The following is a 24,960-nucleotide window of genomic DNA, read 5'->3' as shown; positions in this document are numbered from 1 at the left end:
GAATGAGGGAGTGTGGGAGGACCGCTCGCGAAGACGGATGGCAAGGCTGTCGCCGCTGCGGCTTTTCGTATCGTTCTTCCTCACGCTAGGCGCCAATCCCCACCGCCACCCCGGCTCGACCTCTCCGGTCTCTGCAAATAAGCATCTCCGCCCTCACCCCTGTGCTCTTCACAGGGATCCAGCAGCGTCGCGTCTGCGGCGCGGGAAGGCTCTCCTTAGCCCAAGGACTTGGGCAGCCTGGATTCCTGTGACAGGCACAGGAATGAGGGAGTGTGTGAGGGACGCCTCGCCAAGACGGCTGCCGCCGGAGATGCAACATCGGCCGCCGCCTGTGACGCAAAGTCCTCCGGGAAGCCCTCAAACCTTCAGCCCCTCCAGAAACAGCCCCTCCAGAAACCGTGCCGCATCCTCGAAACGGTCCTCGCCGTCCTGGTCCTGGCCGAGGACGGCGCGGACCTGGACGTCGAAATCGGCGTAATGTTGCGTGGTGGACCAGATCGAGAAGATCAGGTGATAGGGATCGCAGGTACGGATCTTGCCGGCTTTTGACCAGGCGCGGATGACGTCTGCCTTTTCGTCGACCAGGTCTTTCAGCGGGCCTTTCAGTTCGTCCTCGATATGCGGCGCGCCCTGCAGGATTTCGTTGGCGAAAAGCCGGCTTTCGCGGGGGAAATCCCGCGCCATTTCCAGCTTGCGACGGATATAAGAGCGGATTTCCGATGCAGGATTGCCCGTGGCGTCGAAAGCCCGGAGCGGCTCCAGCCAGGTGGAGAGCACCCGGTCGATCAGCTGGCGGTGTATCGCTTCCTTGGTGCGGAAATAATAGAGCAGGTTCGGCTTCGACATGCCGGCCGCCTCGGCGATCTGGTCGATCGTCGTGCCGCGGAAACCGCTGACCGAAAACACCTCAAGAGCGGCCTCGAGAATGACCTCTTCCTTCTCCTCCTGGATGCGGGTGCGCCGCTGCGTTTTCGCCGCTCGTGGAATGGCCATCCGTATCCTGCCTTGCAGTCCCAAACGCTGATCCAGATTCGTATCACGAGGCCCATTTTCAGGGCATGTGGCGCGAAAATAGGCGAGTATTTTTCGTGATTTACGGCTTGAGTGGCGGTCGGGACATTGTATGTTTTACCAGTCGGTCAAATTATCGATCACAGACAAAACAAACGCAATGCCGATGTTTCAGATCGTGCAAACGTCGGTCTGGAACGCGGCTCAAGCAGGCATAACGGGTGAGGACAGGATGATGGCGGCAGCACCGGGCGAGAACATGCGTGTGAACGGCGACCGGCTGTGGGACATGCTGGAGGAGATGGCAAAGATCGGCCCCGGTATTGCCGGCGGCAACAACCGCCAGACCCTGACCGACGAGGACGGCGAAGGGCGCCACCTGTTCAAGCGCTGGTGCGAAGACGCCGGCATGAGCGTCGGCACCGACAAGATGGGCACGATGTTTGCGACCCGCGCCGGAACCGATCCCGATGCGCTGCCGGTCTATATCGGCTCCCACCTCGATACCCAGCCCACCGGCGGCAAATATGACGGCGTGCTCGGCGTGCTGGCGGGGCTCGAGGTTATCCGCTCGATGAACGATCTCGGCGTGAAGACGAAGCATCCGGTGGTCGTTACCAACTGGGCGAACGAGGAAGGTGCGCGGTTTGCGCCGGCCATGCTCGCTTCCGGTGTGTTTGCCGGTGTTCATTCGCTCGACTACGCCTATAGCCGCAAGGATCCGGACGGCAAGACGTATGGCGAAGAGCTGAAGCGGATCGGCTGGCTGGGCGACGAAGAGGTCGGCGCCCGCAAGATGCATGCTTATTTCGAATATCATATCGAGCAGGGCCCGATCCTCGAAGCCGAGCAAAAGCAGATCGGCGTCGTTACCCACTGCCAGGGCCTGTGGTGGCTGGAATTCACGCTGACCGGCAAGGAAGCGCATACCGGCTCGACGCCGATGGACCGCCGCTGCAATGCGGGGCTCGCGTTCGGCCGCATTCTGGAACTGGTGCAGGACGTGGCGATGGCGGAGCAGCCGGGCGCTGTCGCTGGCGTCGGCCAGGCGTTCTTCTCGCCCAATTCCCGAAACGTGCTGCCCGGCAAGGTGGCCTTCACCGTCGACATGCGCACGCCGACGCAGGAAAAGCTCGACCGCATGCGGGAAAAGATCGAGGCTGGCGCAATCGAGATCTGTGAAGCGCTCGGCGTCGGCTGCGCGGTGGAAGCCGTCGGCCATTTCGATCCGGTGACCTTCGATCCGGTTCTGGTCGGGCGCGTGCGCGATGCCGCGGTCAAGCTCGGCTACAGCCACCTGGACATCATCTCCGGCGCCGGCCACGATGCCTGCTGGGCGGCAAGACTGGCACCCTCGACGATGATCTTCTGCCCCTGCGTCGACGGCGTCTCGCACAACGAGGCCGAAGAGATTTCCAAGGACTGGGCGACAGCCGGCTGCGACGTGCTGCTGCATGCGGTGCTGGAAACGGCGGAGATTGTGGCATGAGCCGATCCGAGCTACACTCGACGCCGGCAACAAAAGCGGAGCCAGCCGCATGTCAACAGCACCGGAAAACCCTGATTTCGAGCCTCTGCGCGCCGTCAGCGCGACGCGGAAATGTGGGTCTGACAGCGTGCCGGCCGTCACCTGCCGCCCGATCCGGAAAACTCGTCCATAGCGCGGCATCGCGCCATCAGTGACAGGAGGCGATGACATGGGCAGGCCACGCGAAGTCTCTGAGGAAGAACGCGCCGAGCTGATCCGCAAGGGCTACCGGCCGATCGAGGTTTGGGTGCCGGACTTTACCAGCGAGGTCTATCGATTGCGGGCGGCGCTGCAGGCGAAGGCATCGGCAGAGGCGGATCGCAAGGCTGGCATCATCGAATTCACTGACGAAAGTCCTGCTGAAGACTGGGACCGGCCGTGAATTTGAAGCGAGGCGACATGGTCACTGCAGCGTTTCAGGGTGACCTTGGCAAGCCAAGACCCGCTGTGATCGTCCACGCCGATGAATTCATCGAGGGTCACGTCACGCTTCTCCTATGCCCGCTGACGACGTTTCTCTCCGATTCTCCGGATTTTCGGCCGACCCTGACGCCCTCAGCAACGAACGGGCTGCAGGCAATATCCCAGATCATGACCGACAAGCTGGCCCACCTTAGAAAGGCGTCGATCCGTCAGATCATCGGGCATCTCGGTGACGACGAGATGCAGCGGCTTGAGAGTGCGTTGATCAGTATTATCGGACTTCGGCAATCGGTGCTGCCGATCGCCACAATAAAATAAGGGAGCGAGCCATGACCACCATCATCAAGAACGGCACTGTCGTGACAGCCGACCTCACCTACAAGGCGGATGTGAAGATCGAGGGTGGTCGTATCGTCGAGATCGGGCCGGATCTCCGGGGCGAAGAGGTTCTGGATGCGTCAGGCGCCTACGTGATGCCGGGCGGGATCGATCCGCATGTGCATCTGGAAATGCCGTTCATGGGCACCTATTCGGCCGATGATTTCGATAGCGGCACGCGGGCGGCGCTTTCGGGCGGCACCACGATGGTGCTCGATTTCTGCCTGCCCGAGCCGGGTCAGTCGCTGCTTGATGCGCTCAAGCGCTGGGACAACAAGGCGACCCGCGCCCATTGCGACTATTCCTTCCACATGGCGATCACCTGGTGGGGCGAGCAGGTGTTTGACGAGATGAAGGCCGTGGTGCGCAACCACGGCATCAACACGTTCAAGCACTTCATGGCCTACAAGGGCGCGCTGATGGTCAATGACGACGAGATGTTCGCCTCCTTCTCGCGCTGCGCCGAGCTTGGCGCCCTGCCGCTCGTGCATGCGGAAAACGGCGATATCGTCGCCGCCATGCAGCAGAAACTGATGGACGCGGGCAATGACGGGCCGGAGGCGCATGCCTATTCGCGCCCCGCTTCCGTCGAGGGCGAAGCGACCAACCGGGCCATCATTATCGCCGATACCGCGGGCGTGCCGCTCTATGTGGTGCACACGTCGTGCGAACAGGCGCATGAGGCGATCAGGCGCGCGCGCCAGTCCGGCATGCGGGTCTATGGCGAGCCGCTGATCCAGCATCTGACGCTCGACGAGAGCGAATACGCCCATCCGGACTGGGATCACTCAGCCCGCCGCGTGATGTCGCCGCCGTTCCGCGACAAGCGCCATCAGGATTCGCTGTGGGCGGGCCTGGCGTCTGGTTCGCTGCAGGTGGTGGCGACCGACCACTGCGCCTTTACGACGGAGCAGAAGCGCACCGGGCGCGGCGACTTTCGCAAGATCCCGAACGGCACCGGCGGCCTTGAAGACCGCCTGCCGATGCTATGGACCCACGGCGTCGCGACAGGCCGCATCACCATGAACGAATTCGTGGCGGTCACCTCCACCAACATCGCCAAGATCCTCAACATCTACCCGAAGAAGGGCGCGATCCTGGTCGGAGCCGACGCGGATATCGTGGTGCTCGACCCGAAGGCCTCAAAGACGATCTCGGCCGCGACCCAGCAATCGGCGATCGATTACAACGTGTTCGAGGGAAAGCAGGTGACCGGCCTGCCGCGATTCACGCTGTCGCGCGGCAATGTCGCCTATGCCAATGGCGAGATCCGTACGAAGCCGGGCGACGGCAAATTCGTATCCCGCCCGCCGTTCCCGGCCGTCAGCAAGGCGCTGTCAGCCTGGAAGGAGATCACCGCGCCGCGCAAGGTGGAACGCTCCGGCATCCCGGCATCAGGCGTATGAGCGGTTTGATGACAGCGATACCCGATGAGGCGGAGGCCGGTGGCTCAGTCCACCAACGCATCCAGCTCCGGCAGCAGGACGACGCTCTCCTGCTCGTTGGGATCGGTGCGCGCGATGATCGCGGTGCAGGGCGTGCCCGACCGGTTGGCTGGCAGATGCGGAACACCGGCCGGAATATACATCAGCTCACCCGCATGCAGCACGACGTGGTTCTCCAGCCGGTCGCCATACCAGGTGTCGGCGGAGCCGGAGAGCATGTAGATCGCGGTCTCGTGGGTCTCGTGCAGATGGGCCTTGGCTTTTGCCCCCGGCGGAATGGTCAGAAGATGCATGCAGATGCCCATGGAGCCGACCGTTTCGGCGGAAATGCCCTGCACATAGGTGAGACCCTGCTTGCCGTCATAGGCGGCATCGGGCCTGACGATACGGCAGGTCGGTCTTGATGACGTGTCCATTGAAACTCCCCCTCTCCAGCAGAACCGCGGCAGCCTCCATGGCGCCGACGGCCGGATGTGCAGCGTGATGATACCAGAAAACCCGGCCTTTCAAACGATCAGCCACGCTTTCGACGGAGCGCGCCCATGACCTACTCCGTCGTCTCTGCGAGAAAGCTCGGCCTGACATTCGAGACCGGCGACGGGCCGGTTCATGCGCTGTCTGATGTCGATCTCGACGTGAAGAAGGGCGACTTCGTCTCCTTCATCGGCCCCTCCGGCTGCGGCAAGACGACGTTTTTGCGGGTAATCGCGGATCTGGAACGGGCAACCTCGGGCGAAATCCTCGTCAACGGCATGACGCCGGAGGAGGCGCGCAAGAGCCGCTCCTATGGCTATGTCTTCCAGGCGCCGGCGCTTTATCCGTGGCGGACGATCGAGAACAACATCGCCCTGCCGCTGGAAATCATGGGCTATTCGGCAGCGGAACGCGCAAGCCGCATCGAACGGACGCTCGATCTCGTCAATCTCTCGGGCTTCGGCAAGAAATATCCGTGGCAGCTTTCCGGCGGCATGCAGCAGCGCGCCTCGATCGCCCGGGCCCTCGCCTTCGATGCCGATCTCCTTCTGATGGACGAGCCCTTCGGCGCACTGGACGAGATCGTCCGCGACCATCTGAACGAGCAACTCCTGAAACTCTGGGAGCGGACGCAAAAGACCATCTGCTTCGTCACCCACTCGATCCCCGAGGCGGTCTATCTCTCCACCAAGATCGTGGTGATGTCGCCGCGACCCGGGCGGGTGACCGACGTGATCACCTCGACCCTGCCGAAGGAACGCCCGCTGGATATCCGCGAGACGCCGGAATTCCTGGCGATCGCTCACCGGGTCCGCGAAGGTCTACGCGCAGGGCACAGCTATGAGGAATAAGACCTGCGTCAGCAAAAAGACCCCTCCCCACCCTCCCCACAAGGGGGAGGGCTTAACTTGCCGCGCCCTCACCAAAAACCGTCTCTGCAGTGGAATATGGACTGAGCGGTGCAGCGTAGTCTCTCCCCCCTTGTGGGGGAGATGGCCGGCAGGCCAGAGGGGGTCTTTCTTTTACCGATCACATCAGCATGTCGCCGGGGTCTTGTCGTTTTTCGAGAAAGGAATTCGCATGCCGCATTCCAACATCGATCCCAGGACACGACGAAGCGCCAAACGGCTTCGCCGCGAACTGACCAAAGCCGAATCCGCGATGTGGACTATGCTCCGCGACTTCCGGCAGTTTGGCGCGCGCTTCAGGCGCGAGACTCCAATCGGTCCTTATATTGCTGATTTCGCGTGGCTTTCCGCCAGAATCGTGATCGAGGTGGATGGCGACAGTCATGAAACCGATCATGGTCGGGCTCACGACGTGCGGCGCGATGCGTTCATGAAGGGACAGGGCTTCACTGTCATGCGTTTCGATAACCATCAGGTCATTGACGGACCGGATTACGTCTTCACGACCATCGAAGCTCTAATCGCGCCTTTTCTGGAAAGGCCGCCGACATGACCACCCAGGACACACTGAAATCCCGCATCCTGCCCGTCGCAACAGTCGTCCTCGTCATCGTCGCGATCTGGTATGTCGGCGCGTATTTCATGAACGCGCCATTCCAGCGCGATCTCGACCGGCGCGCCGGTGTCACCTCGACGCCGATGGAATTCCTCGGCAAGACGATGTCGCAGCCGAAGCCGATCCTGCCGGCGCCGCACCAGGTGGCGTCGAATGTTTTCGAGAACACGTTTCTGCGCAAGCTCAACTCCAACCGCAGCCTCGTCTATCACGCCTGGGTCACCCTCTCCTCGACGCTTGCGGGCTTCGGTTTCGGAACGCTTCTCGGCATCCTGATCGCGGTCGGCATCGTCCACGTGCGCGCGCTCGACCGCAGCCTGATGCCGTGGATCATCGCGTCGCAGACCGTGCCGATCCTTGCCGTCGCGCCGATGGTGATCGTCACGCTCGGCGCGATCGGGATTTCCGGTCTGGTGCCCAAGGCAGTGATCTCAACCTACCTCTCGTTCTTCCCCGTCGCAGTCGGTATGGTGAAGGGCCTGCGCTCGCCGGAACTGATCCAGCTCGATCTGATGCGCACCTATCATGCCAGCGCCGCACAGACTTTCTGGAAGCTGCGTGTCCCCGCCTCGGTGCCGTTCCTGTTTACCTCGATGAAGGTGGCGATTGCCGCAAGTCTCGTCGGCGCGATCGTCGGTGAGCTCCCGACCGGCGCCGTCGCCGGCATCGGCTCGAAGCTTCTCGCCGGCGCCTATTACAGCCAGACGATCGATATCTGGGCGGCGCTGGTGGCGGGCTCCGTGCTCGCATCGCTTCTGGTCGCAGTCGTCGGGATCGCCGGAAAGATCGTCAACCGCAACATGGGAGGAAAGCCGACATGAGCGCATCTCTGCGAACCTCCCTCCTCCAGTCATGGCAGGGCTGGCTATCGCTGGTGCTGTCGCTCGCAGCGCTTGCGGCCCTGCCGCTCCTCGATCCCGATGCGGTGACACGTTTTGCACCGATGACGCTGTGTGCGATTTTCGCCCTGTCCATTGCAGGCGCTGTCGTTTCGTTTCTGCCGCTGCCGCCCCTGTTTCTCGCGGCAGCGATCTTCGTCTTCTGCCACCTGTCGACCAGCATCCTGGTTTCAGGCCTTTCCGGAAACGAGGGCAAGGCGGCAACCGCGTTCTTCCTGATGATCGCCGCCAACTGGCTGCTGGCATGGCGCTGCGTCAGCCTCCTGTCAGAGATCCGGACCCGTTCCAGGTTTGCGGATGGGCTTCTGGGTCTTGCGATCCCGGCGATCTTCGGCGCGTGGCTGCTGATCCTGTGGGAAGCGCTCACCCGCGGCTTCGGCGTGCCCTTCATCCTCATGCCGCCGCCCTCCTCGATCGGGCTGCGGATTGCAGCGTCGCTGTCGATCCTCTGGGCGGACGTGCAGCAGACCATCTTCAAGGCGGTGCTGGCGGGCTACATCCTCGGCTGCAGCGCGGGCTTCGTAGTGGCGATCCTTGCCGATCGCTTCGCCTTCCTGCGCGCGGGACTGATGCCGATCGGCAATCTGATGTCGGCGCTCCCGATCATCGGCGTCGCGCCGGTCATGGTCATGTGGTTCGGTTTCGATTGGCAGTCGAAGGCGGCCGTCGTCACGATCATGACCTTCTTCCCGATGCTGGTGAACACGGTGGCCGGGCTTTCGGCCTCCGGATCGATGGAGCGCGACCTGATGCGGTCCTATGCGTCGGATTACCGGCAGACGCTGATGAAGCTCAGGCTTCCGGCGGCCATGCCCTTCATCTTCAATGCGCTGAAGATCAATTCCACCCTGGCGCTGATCGGTGCCATCGTTGCGGAATTCTTCGGCACGCCGATCGTCGGCATGGGCTTTCGCATCTCCACCGAGATCGGCCGCATGAATGTTGACATGGTCTGGGCGGAAATCGCGGTTGCGGCGCTCGCCGGATCGCTCTTTTATGGCGTCGTCGCCCTTGCCGAGAGAGCAACGACATTCTGGCATCCGTCTAACCGTGGGGGTTAGCCGCTGACGATCCGCATCCCGAAAACGGGGGCGGCAACAAAAGAGGGAAACGACAATGAAAAAGATGATCATGGCACTGATGGCGGGAGCGTTCTCGCTCGCTGCATCCAATGCATTCGCCGCCGACAAGCTGACGCTGCAGCTGAAATGGGTCGCCCAGGGCCAGTTCGGCGGTTATTTCGTGGCCAAGGACAAGGGCTTCTACGAGGAGGAAGGCCTTGACGTGACGATCAAGCCGGGTGGTCCCGATATCGCTCCGGAACAGGTGATCGCCGGCGGCGGCGCCGACGTGATCGTCGACTGGATGGGCGGCGCGCTGGTTGCCCGCGAAAAGGGCGTACCGCTCACCAACATCGCCCAGCCTTTCGCCAAGTCCGGTCTCGAGCTGATTTGCCCGAAGGACGGCCCGGTCAAGACGGAAGCCGATTTCAAGGGCAAGACGCTCGGCGTCTGGTTCTTCGGCAACGAGTATCCGTTCTTTGCCTGGATGAACAAGATCGGCTTGAAGACCGAGGGCGGTAGGGATGGCGTAACGGTTCTGAAGCAGAGCTTCGACGTCCAGCCGCTGATCCAGAAGCAGGCGGACTGCATCTCCGTCATGACCTATAACGAATACTGGCAGGCGATCGACGCCGGCTTCAAGGCCGAAGATCTGGTCGTCTTCAACTATACCAAGCTCGGCAACGACCTTCTGGAAGACGGGCTCTACGCTCTCGACACAAAGCTGGCCGATCCGAAGTTCAAGGAGAACATGGTCAAGTTCGTGCGCGCTTCGATGAAGGGCTGGAAATACGCGATCGAGAACCCGGAAGAAGCAGCAGAGATCGTCATGGACAATGGCGGCCAGGACGAGAACCACCAGAAGCGCATGATGGGCGAAGTGGCAAAGCTGATCGGCGACGGCAAGCTGGACATGGCGACCTACGAGCGCACTGTAAAGGCGCTGCTCGACCAGAAGATCATCACCAAGCAGCCGGATGGTGGCTACACGACCGATGTAACGACCGCCGCTCTTAAATAAGCAGGCCCTGATCGAGCCGATCTAACCTGCCGAAAACAGTATATGCCCGGCGCGCTGCCGGGCATATTTTATGGGGCGGTAACCATCACTGATCTTGGTCTTGGCATTTCCGCGAGCAGATTGATTTGCGGCGACGGAAGCCGTAAAAACACGGGACATGAATTTGTCGGGTGACGGACTTGTGGCGGCTTTGGGTCGTCACCACCTCATCAGGAACTGCGCAGGGAGGGGCGCGGATCCCGGACGGCGAAATAAAGACCCTCTGGTGCATCGGAAGTCGTCGCATGTTTCGCATTTCGTCAAAGCTCGCGTTGTTGGCGGCGTCCCTCGCCCCTGCCCTGATCACGCTCCTCGCCTTTCCGGCATTGGCGCAGCAAGCACAGCCGACCGCACCGCAGAAGAACCTTCCGTCGATCATCGTGACCGAGGCCAAAACCCGCCCGATGACCGATCGGGTCATCGCGACCGGTACGATCCGCCCGATCGAGGAAATCTACATCCAGCCTCTGGTCGACGGTCTCTCTATCCGCAGCGTCGATGCCGATGTCGGCGACGAGGTGAAGCAGGACGCGGTTCTCGCAACCCTCAACGACGACTCGCTCATTCTGCAAAAAAGCCAGCTTGAGGCAAACAGGGCCAAGGCCGAGGCCGGCGTCGCGCAATACAAGGCGCAGGTGATCGAGGCCGAAGCCAATCTTGCCGACGCCATCCGCCAGCGCGACCGCACCAGAAAACTCGGACAAAACGGCACCAGCAGCCAGAGCCAGGTCGAACAGACGCAGGCCCAGGTTGAAGTCGCCGAAGCACGGCTGAACGCGGCGAAACAGGCCGTTTCCGTCGGTGAGGCCGACGTCAAGGTCGTCGATGCGCAGATCAAGGACGTCGACCTCAACCTTGCCCGCACCGGCGTCAAAAGCCCGGTTGATGGCGTCGTCACGGCCAAGAATGCGCGGATCGGCGCGATTGCCGCCGGCGCCGGCGAACCGCTCTTCACCATCATCAAGGACGGCGCGATCGAACTCGTGGCCGATCTTTCGGAAACAGACATCCAGAAGGTCAAGCTCGGCCAGAAGGCGATCATCACCATTGCCGGCGGCACACGCAAGATCGAAGGCAAGGTGCGGATCGTTTCGCCCTCCGTCGATGCGACCACCCGCCTCGGCGCCGTGCATATCGTCGTCGATGACGAGAGTGGTGCCCGATCGGGCATGTATGGCAGTGCGGAGATCGTCATCACCGAAACGACGGCGCTGGCCCTGCCGCTCTCGGCCGTGACCACCGCGCCGTCGGGCTCGGTCACCCGCAAGGTGGACGGCGATACCGTCAAGCAGGTCAAGATAGAAACCGGCATTCAGGACGGCGGCTTCATCCAGATCGTCAGTGGCATTGCCGAGGGCGACCGGGTCGTCGCCAAGGCCGGCGCATTCGTGCGCGACGGCGACAAGATCAACCCGGTCCTGCCGGGCTCAAAGGCTGGCGCCGACAAGGCCGAAGCTGACCGGGCCCCGCCCGCCGCCGTTTCGAATTGAGGACGCGAAGATGAACTTCTCCGCCTGGTCCATCCGCAACCCGATCGCACCGCTCCTCGGCTTTGCCCTGTTGCTGTACGTCGGCATCCAGTCCTTCTATGCGCTGCCGATCACCCGCTTCCCGAATATCGACGTGCCCGTTGTTTCCGTCACCGTCGTCCAGTCCGGCGCATCGCCTGCCGAACTGGAAGTACAGGTGACCAAGGAGATCGAGGATGCCGTCGCCTCGATCAGCGGCATCGACGAAGTCCAGTCCACCATCACCGATGGCCAGTCGCAGACGGTCGTCGTCTTCCGCATCGAAAAGCCCACGCCGGAAGCGGTGCAGGATACCAAGGACGCGATCGACAAGATCCGCGGCGACCTGCCGGCCGGCATCGAGGAACCGATCGTCACCAAGGTCGATGTCGAAGGACAGGCGATCCAGACATTCGCCGTCTCATCGCCCAACATGACGCTCGAGGAACTCTCGTGGTTCGTCGACGACACGGTGACGCGGGCGCTGGAAGGCCAGGCCGGGATCGGCCGGATCGACCGTTACGGCGGCTCCGATCGCGAAGTGCGCGTCTCGCTCAACCCTGCCAAGCTCGATGCCTATGGCATCACGGCGGCCGACGTGAACCAGCAGATCCGCGGCACCAATGTCAATCTCGGCTCCGGCCGCGGCCAGGTTGCCGGCAACGAACAGACGATCCGAACGCTCGGCGATGCCCGCGATGTGGCGCAACTGGCCGAGACGTCGATCAGCCTTTCCAACAATCGTTTCGTGCGGCTGTCGGAACTCGGCACCGTCACCGATACCTATGAGGAGCAGAAATCCTTCTCGCGCTTCAACGGCACGCCGGCCGTCACCTTCGCCGTCTTCCGCGCGAAGGGTGCAAGCGAAGTCTCCGTCGCCGAAACCGTGGCGGAAAGCCTCGACGGCGTGCGCAAGGCGCATCCAGACGTTGCGATCGCCATGGTCGACGACTCCGTCTATTTCACCTACGGCAATTACGAAGCAGCCCTTCACACGCTGGTGGAAGGCTCGATCCTTGCCATCATCGTCGTCATGCTGTTCCTGCGCAACTGGCGCGCTACACTGATTGCGGCCGTCGCCCTGCCGCTGTCGGCAATCCCCACCTTCTGGGTCATGGACCTGATGGGGTTCTCGCTCAACCTCGTCTCATTCCTGGCGCTGACGCTTGCGACCGGTATTCTGGTGGATGACGCGATCGTCGAGATCGAAAACATCGCCCGCCATATCAAGATGGGCAAGACGCCGTACAAGGCCGCACTCGAAGCGGCCGACGAGATCGGCCTCGCGGTCATCGCGACCAGCTTCACCATCATCGCCGTGTTCGTGCCCGTTTCCTTCATGCCGGGCGTTCCCGGACAGTATTTCATCCAGTTCGGCCTGACCGTCGCCTTCTCGGTCTTCTTCTCGCTGGCGGTCGCGCGCCTGATCACGCCGCTGATGGCGGCCTATCTGATGCGCGCCGAAGACGGGATGGAAGACCATCACGACAATGACGGCTGGATCATGCGCGCCTACACGCGCCTCGTCACCGGCACGACCCGCAAATGGTACTGGCGCTATGCGACGCTTCTTGGCGCCATCGCCTTCCTCGCCGGCTCGCTCATGCTGCTGAGCAAGGTGCCCGGCAGCTTCCTGCCGCCCGACGATTCCTCGCGCGTCGTTCTCTCCGTCGAGCTGCCGCCCAATGCGACACTGGAAGAGACCGCCGAGACATCTGAAAGGATCGACCACGCGGTTCGCGATATCGACGGCGTCGAAAGCGTCTTCGTGCTCGGTGGCGCCTCGCCCAAGGGTGATCTCGAACTGCGCCGCTCGACCGTCCGCGTCATCCTCGAAAACATCGACCATTCGCTGATCAAGACGCTGGTCAACAAGGGGCTGGGCAGCCTGCCGCTGATCGGCTCTTCTTTGCCGAAAATGGAAGAACATGGCCGTACCCGTCCGCAATGGGACGTGGAAAAGGACATCTTTGCCGCAATCCGCGATATCCCGGACGTGCGTATCTCGAAGGTCAACGACCGCGCCGAGCGCGAACTGGCGTTCAACTTCCTCTCCGACAACGAGGCGGACCTGAACGATGCGATCGGGCTCCTGGAATCGCGCCTGCGCGCTTCGCCGATCCTTGCCAACGTCTCCTCCGACGGCGCCCTGCCCCGGCCGGAACTGCAGATCCGTCCGCGCATGGCGGAAGCCGCGCGCCTCGGCATTACGCCGCAGCAGATCTCCGAAACGGTGCGCGTCGCGACCATCGGCGATATCGACGCCAATCTCGCCAAGATCAACCTGGATGACCGGCAGATCCCGATCCGTGTCCAGACCTCACTCGATGTGCGGCGTGATCTAGCAGCGATCAAGGCGTTGAAGCTGAGGACCGCAAGCGGTGCCACGGTGCCACTCACCAGTGTTGCCGACGTGGATTATTCGGAAGGCCCGAGCTCGATCACGCGCAACGACCGCAACCGCGTCGTGGCGATCGGCTCGGATGTGCCCTTCGGCACGGCACTCGACACGTCGTCGGCCGAGTTCAAACGCATCGTCGACGAAACCAACCTTCCGCCATCCGTTCGGCTGGCCGAAAGCGGCGACGCCAAGGTGCAGGCGGAAATGACCCAGAGCTTCGGCAATGCCATGCTGATGGGCCTGCTTCTGGTTCTGGTCGTGCTGATCCTGCTGTTCAAGGACGTCATCCAGCCGCTGACCATCCTGTTCTCGCTGCCGCTTGCGATCGGCGGCGTGGCGGTGGCGCTGATCGTCACCCAGAACGCGCTGTCGATGCCGGTTCTGATCGGTATCCTGATGCTGATGGGGATTGTCACGAAGAACGCCATCCTGCTCGTGGATTTCGCCATCGAGATGAAACGCCACGGACTGGAGCGTGTTCACGCGATGGTCGAAGCCGGCCGCAAGCGCGCCCGCCCGATCATCATGACGTCTATCGCCATGTCGGCCGGCATGTTGCCCTCGGCGATGGGTATCGGCGAAGGCGGATCGTTCCGCGCCCCGATGGCAATCGCCGTGATCGGCGGCATCATCGTTTCCACCGTCCTGTCGCTCCTCGTTGTCCCCGCCTTCTTCCTCATCATGGACGATCTTTCCGGCCTGCTCGGGCGGATCTTCGGTCGCCTGGTCGGCAAGAAAGAAGAGGAGGATTTCGGCCTTTCCAACGAGGAACTGACCCAGGAGAACCGTGACCTCGGCGAGCGGCTTCGCCGGCTGGAACGCGAAAACGGCATCGACCACGATATGCTCAGCGCCTCTGGCGGCGCCAAGGTCCTGCGGCTTCCGCCCATGGCTGCGGAGTAAAAACACCGTTCCGAGCAAGCGATTCCGGGTGGGGCAGGAGACGTCGAAGGGTGCGGAAATGCAAAAGCGCATCCCGATCGCAAAGAATCTTGGACGATTTGATCGACGTCAAAACGCGCTTCGGAGCACGTGTTAATTTAGAATAATTACATTCTAGGAAGCTCCCCGCCAGAAAAGAAGAACGGACATGGGCAACGGCGACATCAAACTCAACAATCGCGACCGCGCGGTTCTCATGAAAACGCCTTTCATGCACGGCCTGACCGGTAACTCGCTGGTCAAGATGCTGTCGGCGATGAGTGTCGAGACAGTGTCCGCCCGTGACCTCATCGTGCGAGAGGGCCAACGTGCCGAAGCGTTTTACTGTGTGCTGAACGGCTATGTCCGCCTCTACCGGCTGAGCCGAGACGGGCGCGATGCGGATATCCGCATTTCCGCACCGGGAGATACGTTCGGCGAGTGCATGCTTTATGCGGACCGGAAGTATCCCTTTTTCGCCCAGGCCGCAGAGACCTGCACGCTGGTGCGTTTCGACCTGCAGACGGTCAAGGATCTGGCTGAAGAGGATCCCGGTATTTCCCGTGCCGTGATGACGACCCTGTCGCGTCATCTGATCAGCACGATGGACTGTGTTGCCAACGACCGGCTGTTCACGGCGCCGCAACGGGTGGCAAACTACATCCTCAGCCGCTGCCCGGTTGACGGTGGACCGGCAGCGATCCGCCTGCCGTTCCAGAAAAGCCTGCTCGCCGGCATGCTGGGACTGGCTCCCGAAGCCCTGTCGCGCGCCTTTTCGTCCCTGCGCAAGACAGGTGTCACGGTTCGCGGCCGCATCATCCAGGTGGTGGACGTACAGGCGCTGCGGGAAATCTGAACCGTCGAAGCAAGTAACCCGGGAGGCCGGCCCGAGCAGGCCGGCCACTCGCGTGAGCATGGCTTGCCTCAACGGGTCAGAAAATCGCAGACCTCGTCATTGCGATCTCACAGCCCGCCCTGCGTTTCCAGAAAGCGCACCACATGCTCGACGCCCTCGCCGCGCTTGAGGTCGGTAAAGACATGCGGCTTCATCTCGCGCATCCGCGATGCATCCCTGTCCATCACGTCGATATCGACATCGACGTAAGGCGCCAGGTCCTTCTTGTTGATGATCAGGAGATCGGAGCGGGTGATACCCGGCCCGCCCTTGCGCGGAATTTCCTCGCCCTGGCAGGTGGAGATCACGTAGATTGTGATATCGGCGAGATCGGGGGAAAACGTCGCCGCCAGATTGTCGCCGCCGGATTCGATGAACACGATGTCGAGATCGGGAATGCGCTCGTTGAGACCGGCGATCGCCTGAAGATTGATCGTCGCATCCTCGCGGATCGCCGTATGCGGACATCCGCCCGTCTCGACGCCGACGATCCGGTCCGACGACAGCGCCTGCATCCGCACCAGCGCTTCGGCATCCTCTTTCGTGTAGATATCGTTGGTGACGACGGCGACCGAATATTTGTCGCGCATGGCCTTGCAGAGCTTTTCGGTGAGCGCCGTCTTGCCGGAGCCGACCGGCCCGCCGATTCCGACGCGAAGCGGTCCGTTTGCCGATTTCATACGGATTATCCTTTCGATTGCTGAAGCAGCTTATCCCGGTCGCTAGGACCGGAACAGCCGCGAATGCTGTGTTTCGTGGCGAAGCGACGCGATCTCCGCCTGCACGGCGGCACCGCCGAGATCATCGAGCGTTGCGCCTTGCGCCTTCTCCGCGACATCGCCGACCAGAGATTCAAGACCGGCCAGAATGCCGACGCCGTGGGCCTGACCGCACACACCAAGGCGGATGCCGGCCGAGACCGATTGCGAGACAGCCGCATGCAGATAGGCGGCGATTGCGCTCGTCTTCGGCACGCCATGGGCCGCCGAGATGGCGCCGACCGCGACCGGAAACGGCACCTGTTTCGGCAAAAGCTGCAGCACAGCGTGCGGCCAGGCGATGGCAGCCGTGACGAAGGCCTGGCCGAGCGATAACGTTTCCGCATGGCGCTCCGCCGAGCCTGCCAGCGCCAGACCGAGTTCGGAGAGGTCCTTCAACGCGTCAGGTTGATCGACAGCCTCGAACGCGCTCGAAAACAGCACCGCATCGTTCCACAGCGAACCGTGAACAAGGATGGTTTCGAGCCAGGATGTGAGATCGGGCGCCGACGTCACCAGCCGATCCGCCACCGCGCGCTCCAGCCCGCCCGACCAGGCAAAGCCGCCGATCGGGAACGCGGGAGACAGCCATGCCATCAGCCGAAGCAGAGCCTGCGTATCGAGCCCATGCCCAACCTTACCCTGCAGAGCCGGGTCTTGCGTCATACCGGTTCAGTCATGGGCATGATGACCGTGACTGCCGTGATCATGGCCGCCATGCGCGTGATAGGCGCCGCGGGCCGGCTGGAAGGGTTCGTCAATGTCGGTGACGGTTGCGCCGAGGCCCTGCAGCATGGAACGGATGACGTGATCGCGCAGGATGAGGATACGGCCGTCCTCGATCTGCGCCGACAGGTGCCGGTTGCCGAGATGCCAGGCAAGCTCGATCAGGTGCAGCGTATCGCGCGCCTTGACCTCGAACAGCTTTTCCGGCGCTGCCTGAACTTCCACCGTGTCGCCGTTTTCAAGCACCAGCCGGTCGCCATGGTGAAACAGCACCGCTTCCTTGAGATCGAGCATCACCATGTCGCCGTTCGACAAATGCAGCAGCTTGCGGCGCAGGTGCCGCAGATCATGCGGCAAGGTGACGACATCCACCGGCGGATCGCTGATTTCACCGGCGGGACGATAGGAATGGATATGCTGCATGAAAGTCTCCTTGAAGGCGGCATAATCACCAAGCGCGATGCTCGGCACAAGGCCTAGTTACGCTCCCGGCTGCAAAATCCGTGGCCGGGAAAAGCATGGGCCGTCAATTGAAAATCCGGAGCGACAGCGCCAGCAACTGCGGCAGTGGATTCCACAGCCCCGTGCGCAGTCCCGCGGCCCTCAGCGCCCGCGCGGTCCAGGTGTTGCAGCCGACAAGCGCGTTGAACGATCCATGCGCTTCAAAGAAGCGGTCATAGACGCCGTAGCCTGCGCCGGGGATGGGCACGACCTTGTTATCCACCTCCACGAAACTCGCACGAATGAAGTCGGACATGGCTTGGAATTGATCTGCATCGAGATCGAACGCCTGCACCGCCGGATGCGTGTCGTCTATACCGCCGGCGACATCGACATGCATGACCGAGGAATCGATGGTCAGCGCGCGGAAGGCCGGCATGGGTTTGAGATCGGCCCAGGTCGGCGTTTCCAGATAGAAGGACCGCCCTCCCCAGCCGATCACCAGCCATTCTGCCGCGGGATCGGCGACGGGAATGCCTGATGCTTCCAGAAACGAATAGGACGCCCGCGTTTCCGCATCGAGCGGGATGACGAGATCCGTATGGATCGGGTTCGAAAGAACCAGAATCCGGCGCGTGTTTTCGGCAGCGTGGGGGCGATCCGGCGCAAACAATGGCCGCGGCACGAATGTGCCGACGGCGACGGCGAGAACGATCAGGATAGCGATTGCCGGGATCGCCAGCAGCAACCGCCTTGCAAGCCTCTTCATGCGCCGTGTCCGGGAAGGTATTGCATCAGAAGAGGAAATACCGCTGCGCCATCGGCAGAACCGTTGCCGGCTTGCAGGTCAGGAGCTCTCCATCGGCGCGCACCTCGTAGGTTTCCGGATCGACCTCCACATGCGGCGTCAGCGAATTGTGGATCATCGACGCTTTCGAGATGCCGCCACGGGTATTGCGGACGGCGAGAAGCTTTTTGGCAACCCCCAGCCTGCCGACGATGCCCGCGTCGAGCGACGCCTGGGAGACGAAGGTGACGGAGGAATTGGTGCGCAGCTTGCCATAGGCTGCAAACATCGGGCGATAATGCATTGGCTGCGGCGTCGGGATCGATGCGTTTGGATCACCCATCGGTGCTGCCGCAATCGAGCCGCCGAGCAGCACCATTTCCGGCTTTACGCCGAAAAAGGCAGGGCTCCAGAGCACCAGATCGGCGCGCTTGCCGACTTCGACCGAGCCGATTTCATGGCTGATGCCGTGCGCGACCGCGGGGTTGATCGTGTATTTGGCGATATAGCGTTTGACGCGGAAATTGTCGTTATCACCGGTTTCGTCGGGCAGATGACCGCGCTGGCGTTTCATCTTGTCGGCCGTCTGCCAGGTGCGGATGGCAACTTCGCCGACGCGGCCCATCGCCTGGCTGTCCGACGAGATGATCGAGAAGGCGCCGATATCGTGCAGGATGTCTTCGGCTGCGATCGTCTCCTTGCGGATACGGCTTTCGGCAAAGGCGATGTCTTCCGGGATCGACGGCGACAGGTGGTGGCAGACCATCAGCATATCGAGATGTTCGGCCAGCGTGTTGATCGTGTAGGGCCGCGTCGGATTGGTCGAGGACGGAATGACGTTGGGATTGCCGCAGATCTTGATGATGTCAGGCGCGTGACCGCCGCCGGCCCCTTCCGTGTGGAAGGCATGGATGGTGCGGCCCTTGATGGCGCCGATCGTGTCTTCCACGAAGCCGCTTTCGTTGAGCGTATCGGTGTGGATCATCACCTGCACGTCGAAGGCATCGGCAACCGTCAGGCAGTTGTCGATAGCGGCGGGCGTCGTGCCCCAGTCCTCGTGAAGCTTCAGCGAGGACGCGCCGGCGAGGATCATTTCCTCGAGCGGCGCCGGCAGCGAGGCATTGCCCTTCCCGGCCAGCGCGAGGTTCATCGGAAACGCGTCGAAGCTCTCGATCATGCGCTCGATATGCCAGGCGCCGGTGCAGGTGGTGGCAAGCGTACCGTGCGCCGGTCCCGACCCGCCACCAAGCATCGTCGTGATGCCCGACATCAGCGCTTCCTCGATCTGCTGCGGGCAGATGAAATGGATATGCGCATCCATGCCGCCGGCGGTCAGGATCTTGCCTTCGCCGGCAATCGCCTCGGTGGATGGTCCGACGATGATCGTCACGCCCGGTTGCGTATCCGGATTGCCCGCCTTGCCGATCGCATGGATCCGGCCGTCCTTCAGACCGACATCGGCCTTGTAGATGCCGGAGTGATCGACGACCAGCGCATTGGTGATGACAGTATCGACAGCGCCCTCGGCCCGCGTTGCCTGGCTCTGCCCCATGCCGTCGCGAATGACCTTGCCGCCCCCAAACTTGACCTCCTCGCCATAGACGGTGAAATCCTTCTCGACTTCGATGATGAGTTCGGTATCGGCAAGCCGCACCTTGTCACCGGTGGTCGGGCCGAACATGGAAGCATAGGACGCGCGGGACATTTTGTAGGGCATGGATCAGACTTCCTGAGAAAGCAGAATGAAAGGCATGTTCGTGGCGGCGGCGTGGTCGAGTGTCACGGTTGGTGACGCGCCGGCAGCCGTGTTGAGTTCGGCAATAAAGTAATCGGCAAAACCGGCAGTTCCCGTCCTGAACGACGCAAGCGCTCTGGCAACCGCATCCGCCTCGCCAATGACAAGACGATCGGACGAGATAAGTCCTTCGATAAGGCTGGCCAATCGTTCGCGATCGTAACCAGATTTGCGACGCAGTACCCAGACGAGTTCCACCAGCGTGATGGGATTGATGAACCCCTGCCGGCTCGTGGAAAGTCTTTCGTCGAAAAACTGGGCCACCTGTGGCGACCAAAGAGGGTCATCGTCCAGAAAATATCGAGCAAGAATATTGGTATCGAGACCGATCAAGGATCATCCTCCGAGCGACCGGGAGACGTTCGGCGGGCGACCGTCTCCGTGATCGCCTCCTCGATATCCATTGGCGGGCCCTCGTGCTTGCCGAAAATGCCGCGCAGATGCGAAAGATCGCTCTTCTTCGCCTCGACGGTGACCTTGCCCTCGTCATCAACGATGAACTGCACCGAGCCGCCCGGCTTCAGGCCGAGCGCCTGACGCACCTCGACCGGGATCGTTGCTTCGCCATCCGTCGATGTTTTGGCTTCGAACCTGCCCATTATCGTGCTCCGGAGCTATCGATAGCGCCTAGTTTACCGCAAAAATTCCTGCCTAACCAATGTCGCTTCTGGAGCAGCAGAGGCTCAGTTCCCCTCTTCCGTCAGCTCCTTCAGCTCGTCCGTCCGCTTCGCGGTCAGATCTGCCTGGCAGCCGTAGATCAGCATCGGTTCCATCGATCCGCCGTGGGCCTGGAAGCCGTAGGAGGCGCATTGGGCGTCGCGGTAGGTGACCCAGGCGCGTTGCGCTGCGACGAGGGCTTTCTCCGCACCTGCCGTGGAGGGATCGGCATCCGCATCACGGGCCCGCATCAGGTCGCGGGTCTTTTTGTACTGCGTGTTGAGAAGCTTGTCGGCGGCGATGAATTCCTGCTCGGCGCAGTAGGTCAGTTCCATCTGGACCTGGGCGTTGTCGCAGTCCACGTCCGGCCTGTCTTCGCCGGACGCCGGGGCGTCGATCAGCAGCACGCAGCCACAGGCGGCCAGAAGCGCCAGCGATTTCATAGGGCACCCATGATCTTCTGCTGGAACCCGTAGACCTTGCGGGCGCCTGACAGCGGGATCAGCGTGATCGACCGGGTCTGCCCCGGTTCGAAGCGAACGGCAGTGCCAGCCGGAATATCGAGCCGCATGCCGCGCGCCTTGTCGCGATCGAACGCAAGGCCGTTATTGGTCTCGAAGAAATGATAGTGGCTGCCCACCTGCACGGGCCGGTCGCCGGTATTGGAGACCTCGATCGAAATCGTCGGAGCGCCGACATTGAGTTCGATCTCGCCTGCAACGGTAAAGATTTCACCGGGTATCATGGTCCACCTCCTCAGGCGCTCAATGCAAGTTTCGGCTGGGCACGTTTTGGCTGGCAGCCTTCGGCCTTCAGGACACGCACCGTCGAGGCCGGATTGTTGACGAGTGCAGCGGCCGGGCGCACCGGACGACGCACCAGTTCACCATTGCAATTCGGGCAGATACCGGCAAGCACGCTCGTCGCGCAATCGACGCAGTAGGTGCATTCGAACGTGCAGATCATCGCCTCGCGGCTGTCGGGGGCGAGATCCTTATCGCAGCATTCGCAGTTGGGGCGCAGTTCGAGAGCCATGGCGAACTCCTCAGCGGATCGGTTCGTGCACGGTAACGAGCTTGGTTCCATCCGGGAACGTCGCCTCCACCTGCACGTCGTGGATCATTTCGGGGATGCCATCCATCACCTGGTCGCGGGTGATGACATGCGCGCCCTCTTCCATCAAAGCGGCCACGGAGCGCCCATCGCGGGCACCTTCCACCACATAGTCGGTGATCAGCGCGATCGCTTCCGGATAGTTCAGCTTGACGCCCCGCTCCAGGCGACGACGGGCAACGACCGCGGCCATGGAAATCAAGAGCTTGTCTTTTTCGCGTGGGGTGAGGTTCATGGGCGTCCCGCAATCGGCGTCATCAATGACAAATCAGATGTTCCAGACTTTCGGCACTGGCGCGCCGTTACGCAATACGGAAATTGCCGGTACCAGGATTTTTCTCAGCTCGAACCCGGTCGGTGCCGTGAGACGCGCAACGATCTTGCCGTTGAACAAGCTCGCCCCGCCGGAGGTGGGTCCGAGACAGTCGCGCAGCTTCGGAAACAGGGCTTCCGCCAGCGGTCCGGAATAAAACAGCGTCGCGAACGCGACCTGGCCGGAAAGGACGGCGGCTGCTTCCGCCAGTCTCGCGATCTCGCCGTCGAAACGCATTTCTTCTGCATGAATGGGCGAGCCTGCGCGCCGGACACGCCAGCGATCGCGGAAGAAGCCGAGATTGACCGCTTCGCCCATCATCTTGCGACCGAGAATGACGGCCTCGACGGCGAGAAATTCGGCGGTTTCGGCCAGATCCACATCGAGCCGGCGGGTCAGCGAGGCGCGGTCGAACAGGATGGTTTCCTGCGGCAGCCAGTGGACGGAAGCGTTTTCGCCGACGGTGATATGAGTGGAGACGGAAGCGGTGTCTGCGGCCGCCTTGTAGATTTTCTCGTTGGCCTGCGTGGTGACCGAGAGGCGGGTGGAAGCGGATGCGGCGACGGACCAATCGATCACGTCGCCGCCCGTCAGTCCCCCTGACGTGTTGATGAGAATCGCCTCCATTTCAGGCGAAAAGGTTTCCGGAAGGCGTATTTTTGCGCAGCCCTCCTGGAAGAACTGGTCAAGCCGTGTGCGCCCGGCAAACGCCTTCGTTACAAGGCGTCCCGAACCCCTTGCCCGCTGCGGCGGGGTGTCGTCGGCTGAATGCTGCTGCACGTCGTGTCCTGCATGTTGATCTGTGTCGAGCAGTCAGACGCAACAGTCGTGCCAGACTTCGATCCGCTAGAGGATTTCGCCGGTGCCGCGGTGGCGACCATATCCGTCGTGTCGGCTTTCAAGAAGAAATCCCACATGCGGAAAGCCGGATCGACATTGGCGTCGAAGGCAGGCTTGGCCGGCACGACGCTCGAAACCTTGGTGACACCGGCAACGCCATCCTTGGCAGCAGCCATCACCGCTTCCCGGGCTTCGGAGGGCCTCGGCCAGTCATGCGTGCCCTTTTCGAAGACGTAGGTCGCGATACGGGCGCCGTTGGTGCAGGTGCCGTACATCGTGTAGGTCACGCCTTCGACAGTCTTTGCGTTACCGTTACCCTTGCAGCCGTCGAGATCGGTCCAGCGCTTGATCGCCGTCTTGAAACCATACTGCCAATAGGCGCTGCCGCCGCCGGCATAGGGGTTCTGCGCATCCTTTTCGCCCGCAAACGCCACGATCGAGATCGGCTTGGCCGGATTGCAGTTGGCGGCATCGGGCCCCCACTTGCCATCGGTCTCGACGGGACGACCGGCGCGCAGCGAATTGACGAAACCTGCCGCGACGAAATCGTCCTGACCGGAGCAGACATAAGCCGACAGCATGCGGCCGCCGCCGGAATAGCCGGACGCGAAGATGCGGTTCGGATCGACGCAAAGGTCTTCCTTCACCTCTTCGACGGCATCCTCGATATAGGCGATCTCGTCCTGGCCGCCCTGGGCGCCATTGGGAAGAATAGCCTGGCTGACCTGCACATGCGGAACGTTCCAGCCATAGGTGCCCGGCGCCTTGCCGGACAGGCTGCCTTGCAGCGCCACGGCGATAAACCCGTTCTTTTCGGCAACCTTGTCCCAGGAAGAGCGCTTCAACTGGCCGACCGGATTGCTGTTGCTGCCGTGAAAATCGAACACGACGGGCAGTTTGTCCTTGCCTGTATAGGAGGACGGCACGAAGTAGACGGCCTGGCGTTCGATACCGTCGGTCTCGATGGTGACCGGATGGAGACCCGGCGTCATAGGCTGGCCACAGCCGGCAAAAGCGGCACCTGCGGCCAAGAAAAACGCTCCGGTCGCGGTAGCGCGAAGGGCGGAGCGGGAACGAGAACCAACAATGCGTTCAAAGACCATCAGCGCCTCATCATGGGGTGCGGGGGTTATCTACGATGTTCGGAAGATGCGTTCATCTGCTGTTCATCTAGCACACAGGCCCAGGCTTTGAAACCGCGTTAACGAATAGAAGCCATGCAAACATTGACCCCTAAACAGTTAGGTGTCGCCTTGCTTCTGCCGTATCCAGTGTATCAGCGGCGCCTTCGTGCACGATCTCGCCACGATCCATAATATAGACATGATCTGCCAGCTCCCGGCAGAAGTCGAGATACTGTTCGACCAGCAGGATGGCCATGCCGGTGCTGTCGCGCAGGTAGCGGATGGCGCGGCCGATATCCTTGATGATCGACGGCTGGATGCCTTCGGTCGGCTCGTCCAGCACCAGGATTTTCGGCCGCGTGACCATGGCCCGCCCGATCGCCAGCTGCTGCTGCTGGCCGCCCGACAGATCGCCACCACGGCGTCCGAGCATGGATTTGAGCACCGGAAACAGCGCGAAAATGTCATCCGGGATGAACTTGTCCTTGCGCTCCAGCGGCGCGTAGCCGCTCTCAAGGTTTTCCTGAACGGTCAGCAGCGGAAAGATCTCGCGCCCCTGCGGCACATAGCCGATGCCGTGCTTGGCACGGTGATAGGGTGCAAGCCCGTTCAACGTCTCGCCCTGAAAGCTGATCGTACCCGCTGACACCGGGTGCTGCCCGGTGACGGCGCGGAGCAGCGACGACTTGCCGACGCCGTTACGACCAAGCACGCAGGTGATCTTGCCCATATCCGCCTTGATCGACACGCCGCGCAGGGCCTGTGCCGCACCGTAATGGAGATTGACGTTTTCGACTGTCAGCATGGTTGGTCTCTTTTCTCGTTGTGTCGGCCGCTGGAGTATCGACAAGCTTGCGGCACCCTTTCACCTCCCCCTT

The 24,960-nt window shown here is 62.0% G+C and carries 28 protein-coding genes; 12 read left to right on the top strand and 16 right to left on the bottom strand.

The window, feature by feature from the left end; genetic code table 11:
* Window positions 1-357: 357 nt before the first annotated feature.
* A complete protein-coding gene (locus ASF70_RS21780; protein WP_062582717.1) occupies window positions 358-993 on the bottom strand; it encodes a TetR family transcriptional regulator C-terminal domain-containing protein in 636 nt (211 codons plus the stop codon).
* A gap of 253 nt (window positions 994-1,246) precedes the next feature.
* Here ASF70_RS21780 and ASF70_RS21775 point away from each other — a divergent pair, with 253 nt between their 5' ends.
* The 4 genes from ASF70_RS21775 (at window position 1,247) to hydA (ending at window position 4,746) form a co-directional block, all read left to right on the top strand.
* The gene (locus ASF70_RS21775; protein ID WP_062583166.1) at window positions 1,247-2,500 is read left to right on the top strand and encodes a Zn-dependent hydrolase; all 1,254 of its coding nucleotides are present in this window, start codon (window positions 1,247-1,249) and stop codon (window positions 2,498-2,500) included.
* A gap of 208 nt (window positions 2,501-2,708) precedes the next feature.
* The gene (locus tag ASF70_RS21770) at window positions 2,709-2,921 is read left to right on the top strand and encodes an antitoxin MazE-like protein (protein WP_062582715.1); all 213 of its coding nucleotides are present in this window, start codon (window positions 2,709-2,711) and stop codon (window positions 2,919-2,921) included.
* Complete coding sequence (locus ASF70_RS21765) at window positions 2,918-3,280, top strand: type II toxin-antitoxin system PemK/MazF family toxin (protein WP_244474101.1); 363 nt, start codon at window positions 2,918-2,920, stop codon at window positions 3,278-3,280. Before ASF70_RS21770 ends, ASF70_RS21765 begins: the two co-directional genes overlap by 4 nt.
* Window positions 3,281-3,291: 11 nt before the next feature.
* Window positions 3,292-4,746 carry a dihydropyrimidinase gene (gene hydA, locus ASF70_RS21760; RefSeq protein ID WP_062582711.1) on the top strand — a complete coding sequence of 485 codons (1,455 nt, stop codon included), beginning with the start codon at window positions 3,292-3,294 and terminating at the stop codon, window positions 4,744-4,746.
* Window positions 4,747-4,790: 44 nt separating this feature from the next.
* Here hydA and ASF70_RS21755 read toward each other — a convergent pair whose 3' ends face one another.
* Entirely contained in the window at window positions 4,791-5,201 is a 411-nt protein-coding gene (locus ASF70_RS21755; RefSeq protein ID WP_062582708.1) for a cupin domain-containing protein, read from the bottom strand.
* A 126-nt stretch (window positions 5,202-5,327) separates the two neighbouring features.
* Here ASF70_RS21755 and ASF70_RS21750 point away from each other — a divergent pair, with 126 nt between their 5' ends.
* The 8 genes from ASF70_RS21750 (at window position 5,328) to ASF70_RS21715 (ending at window position 15,489) form a co-directional block, all read left to right on the top strand.
* On the top strand, window positions 5,328-6,110 hold the full coding sequence (locus ASF70_RS21750) for an ABC transporter ATP-binding protein (RefSeq protein ID WP_062582706.1): 783 nt from the start codon (window positions 5,328-5,330) through the stop codon (window positions 6,108-6,110).
* A gap of 229 nt (window positions 6,111-6,339) precedes the next feature.
* Window positions 6,340-6,720, top strand: a complete 381-nt coding sequence (locus tag ASF70_RS21745) for a DUF559 domain-containing protein (RefSeq protein WP_062455266.1) — start codon at window positions 6,340-6,342, stop codon at window positions 6,718-6,720.
* Window positions 6,717-7,604 (top strand): ABC transporter permease, encoded by an 888-nt coding sequence (locus ASF70_RS21740; RefSeq protein ID WP_062582704.1) that lies wholly within the window; start codon window positions 6,717-6,719, stop codon window positions 7,602-7,604. The genes ASF70_RS21745 and ASF70_RS21740 overlap by 4 nt, the downstream gene beginning before the upstream one ends.
* Window positions 7,601-8,743: an ABC transporter permease gene (locus ASF70_RS21735; RefSeq protein WP_062582701.1), complete on the top strand. Its 1,143-nt coding sequence runs from the start codon at window positions 7,601-7,603 to the stop codon at window positions 8,741-8,743. The genes ASF70_RS21740 and ASF70_RS21735 overlap by 4 nt, the downstream gene beginning before the upstream one ends.
* Window positions 8,744-8,798: 55 nt before the next feature.
* A complete protein-coding gene (locus tag ASF70_RS21730) occupies window positions 8,799-9,764 on the top strand; it encodes an ABC transporter substrate-binding protein (RefSeq protein WP_062582699.1) in 966 nt (321 codons plus the stop codon).
* A 284-nt stretch (window positions 9,765-10,048) separates the two neighbouring features.
* Window positions 10,049-11,293, top strand: coding sequence for an efflux RND transporter periplasmic adaptor subunit (locus ASF70_RS21725; RefSeq protein WP_082472011.1), 1,245 nt, complete (start codon window positions 10,049-10,051; stop codon window positions 11,291-11,293).
* A 10-nt stretch (window positions 11,294-11,303) separates the two neighbouring features.
* Window positions 11,304-14,615, top strand: coding sequence for an efflux RND transporter permease subunit (locus ASF70_RS21720; protein ID WP_062582697.1), 3,312 nt, complete (start codon window positions 11,304-11,306; stop codon window positions 14,613-14,615).
* A gap of 187 nt (window positions 14,616-14,802) precedes the next feature.
* The gene (locus ASF70_RS21715; protein WP_062455259.1) at window positions 14,803-15,489 is read left to right on the top strand and encodes a Crp/Fnr family transcriptional regulator; all 687 of its coding nucleotides are present in this window, start codon (window positions 14,803-14,805) and stop codon (window positions 15,487-15,489) included.
* A 107-nt stretch (window positions 15,490-15,596) separates the two neighbouring features.
* On the opposite strand, the gene ureG is transcribed toward ASF70_RS21715, so the two are convergent.
* The 14 genes from ureG to urtE all read right to left on the bottom strand — a co-directional run bounded on the left by ureG (window position 15,597) and on the right by urtE (window position 24,887).
* The gene (ureG, locus tag ASF70_RS21710; protein ID WP_062582696.1) at window positions 15,597-16,208 is read right to left on the bottom strand and encodes an urease accessory protein UreG; all 612 of its coding nucleotides are present in this window, start codon (window positions 16,206-16,208) and stop codon (window positions 15,597-15,599) included.
* A 42-nt stretch (window positions 16,209-16,250) separates the two neighbouring features.
* Complete coding sequence (locus tag ASF70_RS21705; RefSeq protein ID WP_062582694.1) at window positions 16,251-16,952, bottom strand: urease accessory protein UreF; 702 nt, start codon at window positions 16,950-16,952, stop codon at window positions 16,251-16,253.
* 6 nt (window positions 16,953-16,958) lie between these two features.
* Window positions 16,959-17,435, bottom strand: a complete 477-nt coding sequence (gene ureE, locus ASF70_RS21700) for an urease accessory protein UreE (protein ID WP_062457838.1) — start codon at window positions 17,433-17,435, stop codon at window positions 16,959-16,961.
* A 103-nt stretch (window positions 17,436-17,538) separates the two neighbouring features.
* Window positions 17,539-18,222 (bottom strand): TIGR02117 family protein, encoded by a 684-nt coding sequence (locus tag ASF70_RS21695; protein WP_062582693.1) that lies wholly within the window; start codon window positions 18,220-18,222, stop codon window positions 17,539-17,541.
* 25 nt (window positions 18,223-18,247) lie between these two features.
* A complete protein-coding gene (gene ureC / locus ASF70_RS21690) occupies window positions 18,248-19,957 on the bottom strand; it encodes an urease subunit alpha (RefSeq protein ID WP_062582691.1) in 1,710 nt (569 codons plus the stop codon).
* 3 nt (window positions 19,958-19,960) lie between these two features.
* The gene (locus tag ASF70_RS21685) at window positions 19,961-20,368 is read right to left on the bottom strand and encodes a type II toxin-antitoxin system VapC family toxin (RefSeq protein ID WP_062582689.1); all 408 of its coding nucleotides are present in this window, start codon (window positions 20,366-20,368) and stop codon (window positions 19,961-19,963) included.
* Window positions 20,365-20,634, bottom strand: coding sequence for an AbrB/MazE/SpoVT family DNA-binding domain-containing protein (locus tag ASF70_RS21680; RefSeq protein WP_062582687.1), 270 nt, complete (start codon window positions 20,632-20,634; stop codon window positions 20,365-20,367). The genes ASF70_RS21685 and ASF70_RS21680 overlap by 4 nt, the downstream gene beginning before the upstream one ends.
* 84 nt (window positions 20,635-20,718) lie before the next feature.
* Window positions 20,719-21,135: a lysozyme inhibitor LprI family protein gene (locus ASF70_RS21675; protein WP_062582685.1), complete on the bottom strand. Its 417-nt coding sequence runs from the start codon at window positions 21,133-21,135 to the stop codon at window positions 20,719-20,721.
* A complete protein-coding gene (locus tag ASF70_RS21670; protein ID WP_062582684.1) occupies window positions 21,132-21,437 on the bottom strand; it encodes an urease subunit beta in 306 nt (101 codons plus the stop codon). Before ASF70_RS21670 ends, ASF70_RS21675 begins: the two co-directional genes overlap by 4 nt.
* 11 nt (window positions 21,438-21,448) lie before the next feature.
* Window positions 21,449-21,727 carry a DUF1272 domain-containing protein gene (locus ASF70_RS21665; protein WP_062582682.1) on the bottom strand — a complete coding sequence of 93 codons (279 nt, stop codon included), beginning with the start codon at window positions 21,725-21,727 and terminating at the stop codon, window positions 21,449-21,451.
* A gap of 10 nt (window positions 21,728-21,737) precedes the next feature.
* Complete coding sequence (locus ASF70_RS21660) at window positions 21,738-22,040, bottom strand: urease subunit gamma (RefSeq protein WP_062455242.1); 303 nt, start codon at window positions 22,038-22,040, stop codon at window positions 21,738-21,740.
* Window positions 22,041-22,073: 33 nt separating this feature from the next.
* Window positions 22,074-22,898 carry an urease accessory protein UreD gene (locus ASF70_RS21655; RefSeq protein WP_062582680.1) on the bottom strand — a complete coding sequence of 275 codons (825 nt, stop codon included), beginning with the start codon at window positions 22,896-22,898 and terminating at the stop codon, window positions 22,074-22,076.
* Complete coding sequence (locus ASF70_RS21650) at window positions 22,835-23,989, bottom strand: polyhydroxybutyrate depolymerase (protein ID WP_156461905.1); 1,155 nt, start codon at window positions 23,987-23,989, stop codon at window positions 22,835-22,837. The genes ASF70_RS21655 and ASF70_RS21650 overlap by 64 nt, the downstream gene beginning before the upstream one ends.
* Window positions 23,990-24,191: 202 nt before the next feature.
* A complete protein-coding gene (gene urtE / locus ASF70_RS21645) occupies window positions 24,192-24,887 on the bottom strand; it encodes an urea ABC transporter ATP-binding subunit UrtE (RefSeq protein ID WP_062582676.1) in 696 nt (231 codons plus the stop codon).
* Window positions 24,888-24,960: the final 73 nt, after the last annotated feature.

This window comes from Rhizobium sp. Leaf321, from assembly GCF_001423215.1.
Lineage (GTDB): Bacteria > Pseudomonadota > Alphaproteobacteria > Rhizobiales > Rhizobiaceae > Neorhizobium > Neorhizobium soli.
Note: the sequence above shows the minus strand (reverse complement) of the source record. Positions and strands in the feature narration are given on the sequence as shown.

Excerpts from the sequence above, each read along its gene's own strand:
- hydA (WP_062582711.1), top strand. The coding sequence starts at position 3,292 with ATGACCACCATCATCAAGAACGGCACTGTCGTGACAGCCGACCTCACC.
- ASF70_RS21780 (WP_062582717.1), bottom strand. The coding sequence starts at position 993 with ATGGCCATTCCACGAGCGGCGAAAACGCAGCGGCGCACCCGCATCCAG.
- ureG (WP_062582696.1), bottom strand. The coding sequence starts at position 16,208 with ATGAAATCGGCAAACGGACCGCTTCGCGTCGGAATCGGCGGGCCGGTC.
- ASF70_RS21740 (WP_062582704.1), top strand. The coding sequence starts at position 6,717 with ATGACCACCCAGGACACACTGAAATCCCGCATCCTGCCCGTCGCAACA.
- ASF70_RS21680 (WP_062582687.1), bottom strand. The coding sequence starts at position 20,634 with ATGGGCAGGTTCGAAGCCAAAACATCGACGGATGGCGAAGCAACGATC.
- ASF70_RS21705 (WP_062582694.1), bottom strand. The coding sequence starts at position 16,952 with ATGACGCAAGACCCGGCTCTGCAGGGTAAGGTTGGGCATGGGCTCGAT.
- ASF70_RS21695 (WP_062582693.1), bottom strand. The coding sequence starts at position 18,222 with ATGAAGAGGCTTGCAAGGCGGTTGCTGCTGGCGATCCCGGCAATCGCT.
- ASF70_RS21775 (WP_062583166.1), top strand. The coding sequence starts at position 1,247 with ATGGCGGCAGCACCGGGCGAGAACATGCGTGTGAACGGCGACCGGCTG.
- ureC (WP_062582691.1), bottom strand. The coding sequence starts at position 19,957 with ATGCCCTACAAAATGTCCCGCGCGTCCTATGCTTCCATGTTCGGCCCG.
- ASF70_RS21725 (WP_082472011.1), top strand. The coding sequence starts at position 10,049 with ATGTTTCGCATTTCGTCAAAGCTCGCGTTGTTGGCGGCGTCCCTCGCC.
- ASF70_RS21730 (WP_062582699.1), top strand. The coding sequence starts at position 8,799 with ATGAAAAAGATGATCATGGCACTGATGGCGGGAGCGTTCTCGCTCGCT.
- ureE (WP_062457838.1), bottom strand. The coding sequence starts at position 17,435 with ATGCAGCATATCCATTCCTATCGTCCCGCCGGTGAAATCAGCGATCCG.
- ASF70_RS21670 (WP_062582684.1), bottom strand. The coding sequence starts at position 21,437 with ATGATACCCGGTGAAATCTTTACCGTTGCAGGCGAGATCGAACTCAAT.
- ASF70_RS21745 (WP_062455266.1), top strand. The coding sequence starts at position 6,340 with ATGCCGCATTCCAACATCGATCCCAGGACACGACGAAGCGCCAAACGG.
- ASF70_RS21715 (WP_062455259.1), top strand. The coding sequence starts at position 14,803 with ATGGGCAACGGCGACATCAAACTCAACAATCGCGACCGCGCGGTTCTC.
- ASF70_RS21755 (WP_062582708.1), bottom strand. The coding sequence starts at position 5,201 with ATGGACACGTCATCAAGACCGACCTGCCGTATCGTCAGGCCCGATGCC.
- ASF70_RS21750 (WP_062582706.1), top strand. The coding sequence starts at position 5,328 with ATGACCTACTCCGTCGTCTCTGCGAGAAAGCTCGGCCTGACATTCGAG.
- urtE (WP_062582676.1), bottom strand. The coding sequence starts at position 24,887 with ATGCTGACAGTCGAAAACGTCAATCTCCATTACGGTGCGGCACAGGCC.
- ASF70_RS21675 (WP_062582685.1), bottom strand. The coding sequence starts at position 21,135 with ATGAAATCGCTGGCGCTTCTGGCCGCCTGTGGCTGCGTGCTGCTGATC.
- ASF70_RS21720 (WP_062582697.1), top strand. The coding sequence starts at position 11,304 with ATGAACTTCTCCGCCTGGTCCATCCGCAACCCGATCGCACCGCTCCTC.
- ASF70_RS21665 (WP_062582682.1), bottom strand. The coding sequence starts at position 21,727 with ATGGCTCTCGAACTGCGCCCCAACTGCGAATGCTGCGATAAGGATCTC.
- ASF70_RS21770 (WP_062582715.1), top strand. The coding sequence starts at position 2,709 with ATGGGCAGGCCACGCGAAGTCTCTGAGGAAGAACGCGCCGAGCTGATC.
- ASF70_RS21660 (WP_062455242.1), bottom strand. The coding sequence starts at position 22,040 with ATGAACCTCACCCCACGCGAAAAAGACAAGCTCTTGATTTCCATGGCC.
- ASF70_RS21735 (WP_062582701.1), top strand. The coding sequence starts at position 7,601 with ATGAGCGCATCTCTGCGAACCTCCCTCCTCCAGTCATGGCAGGGCTGG.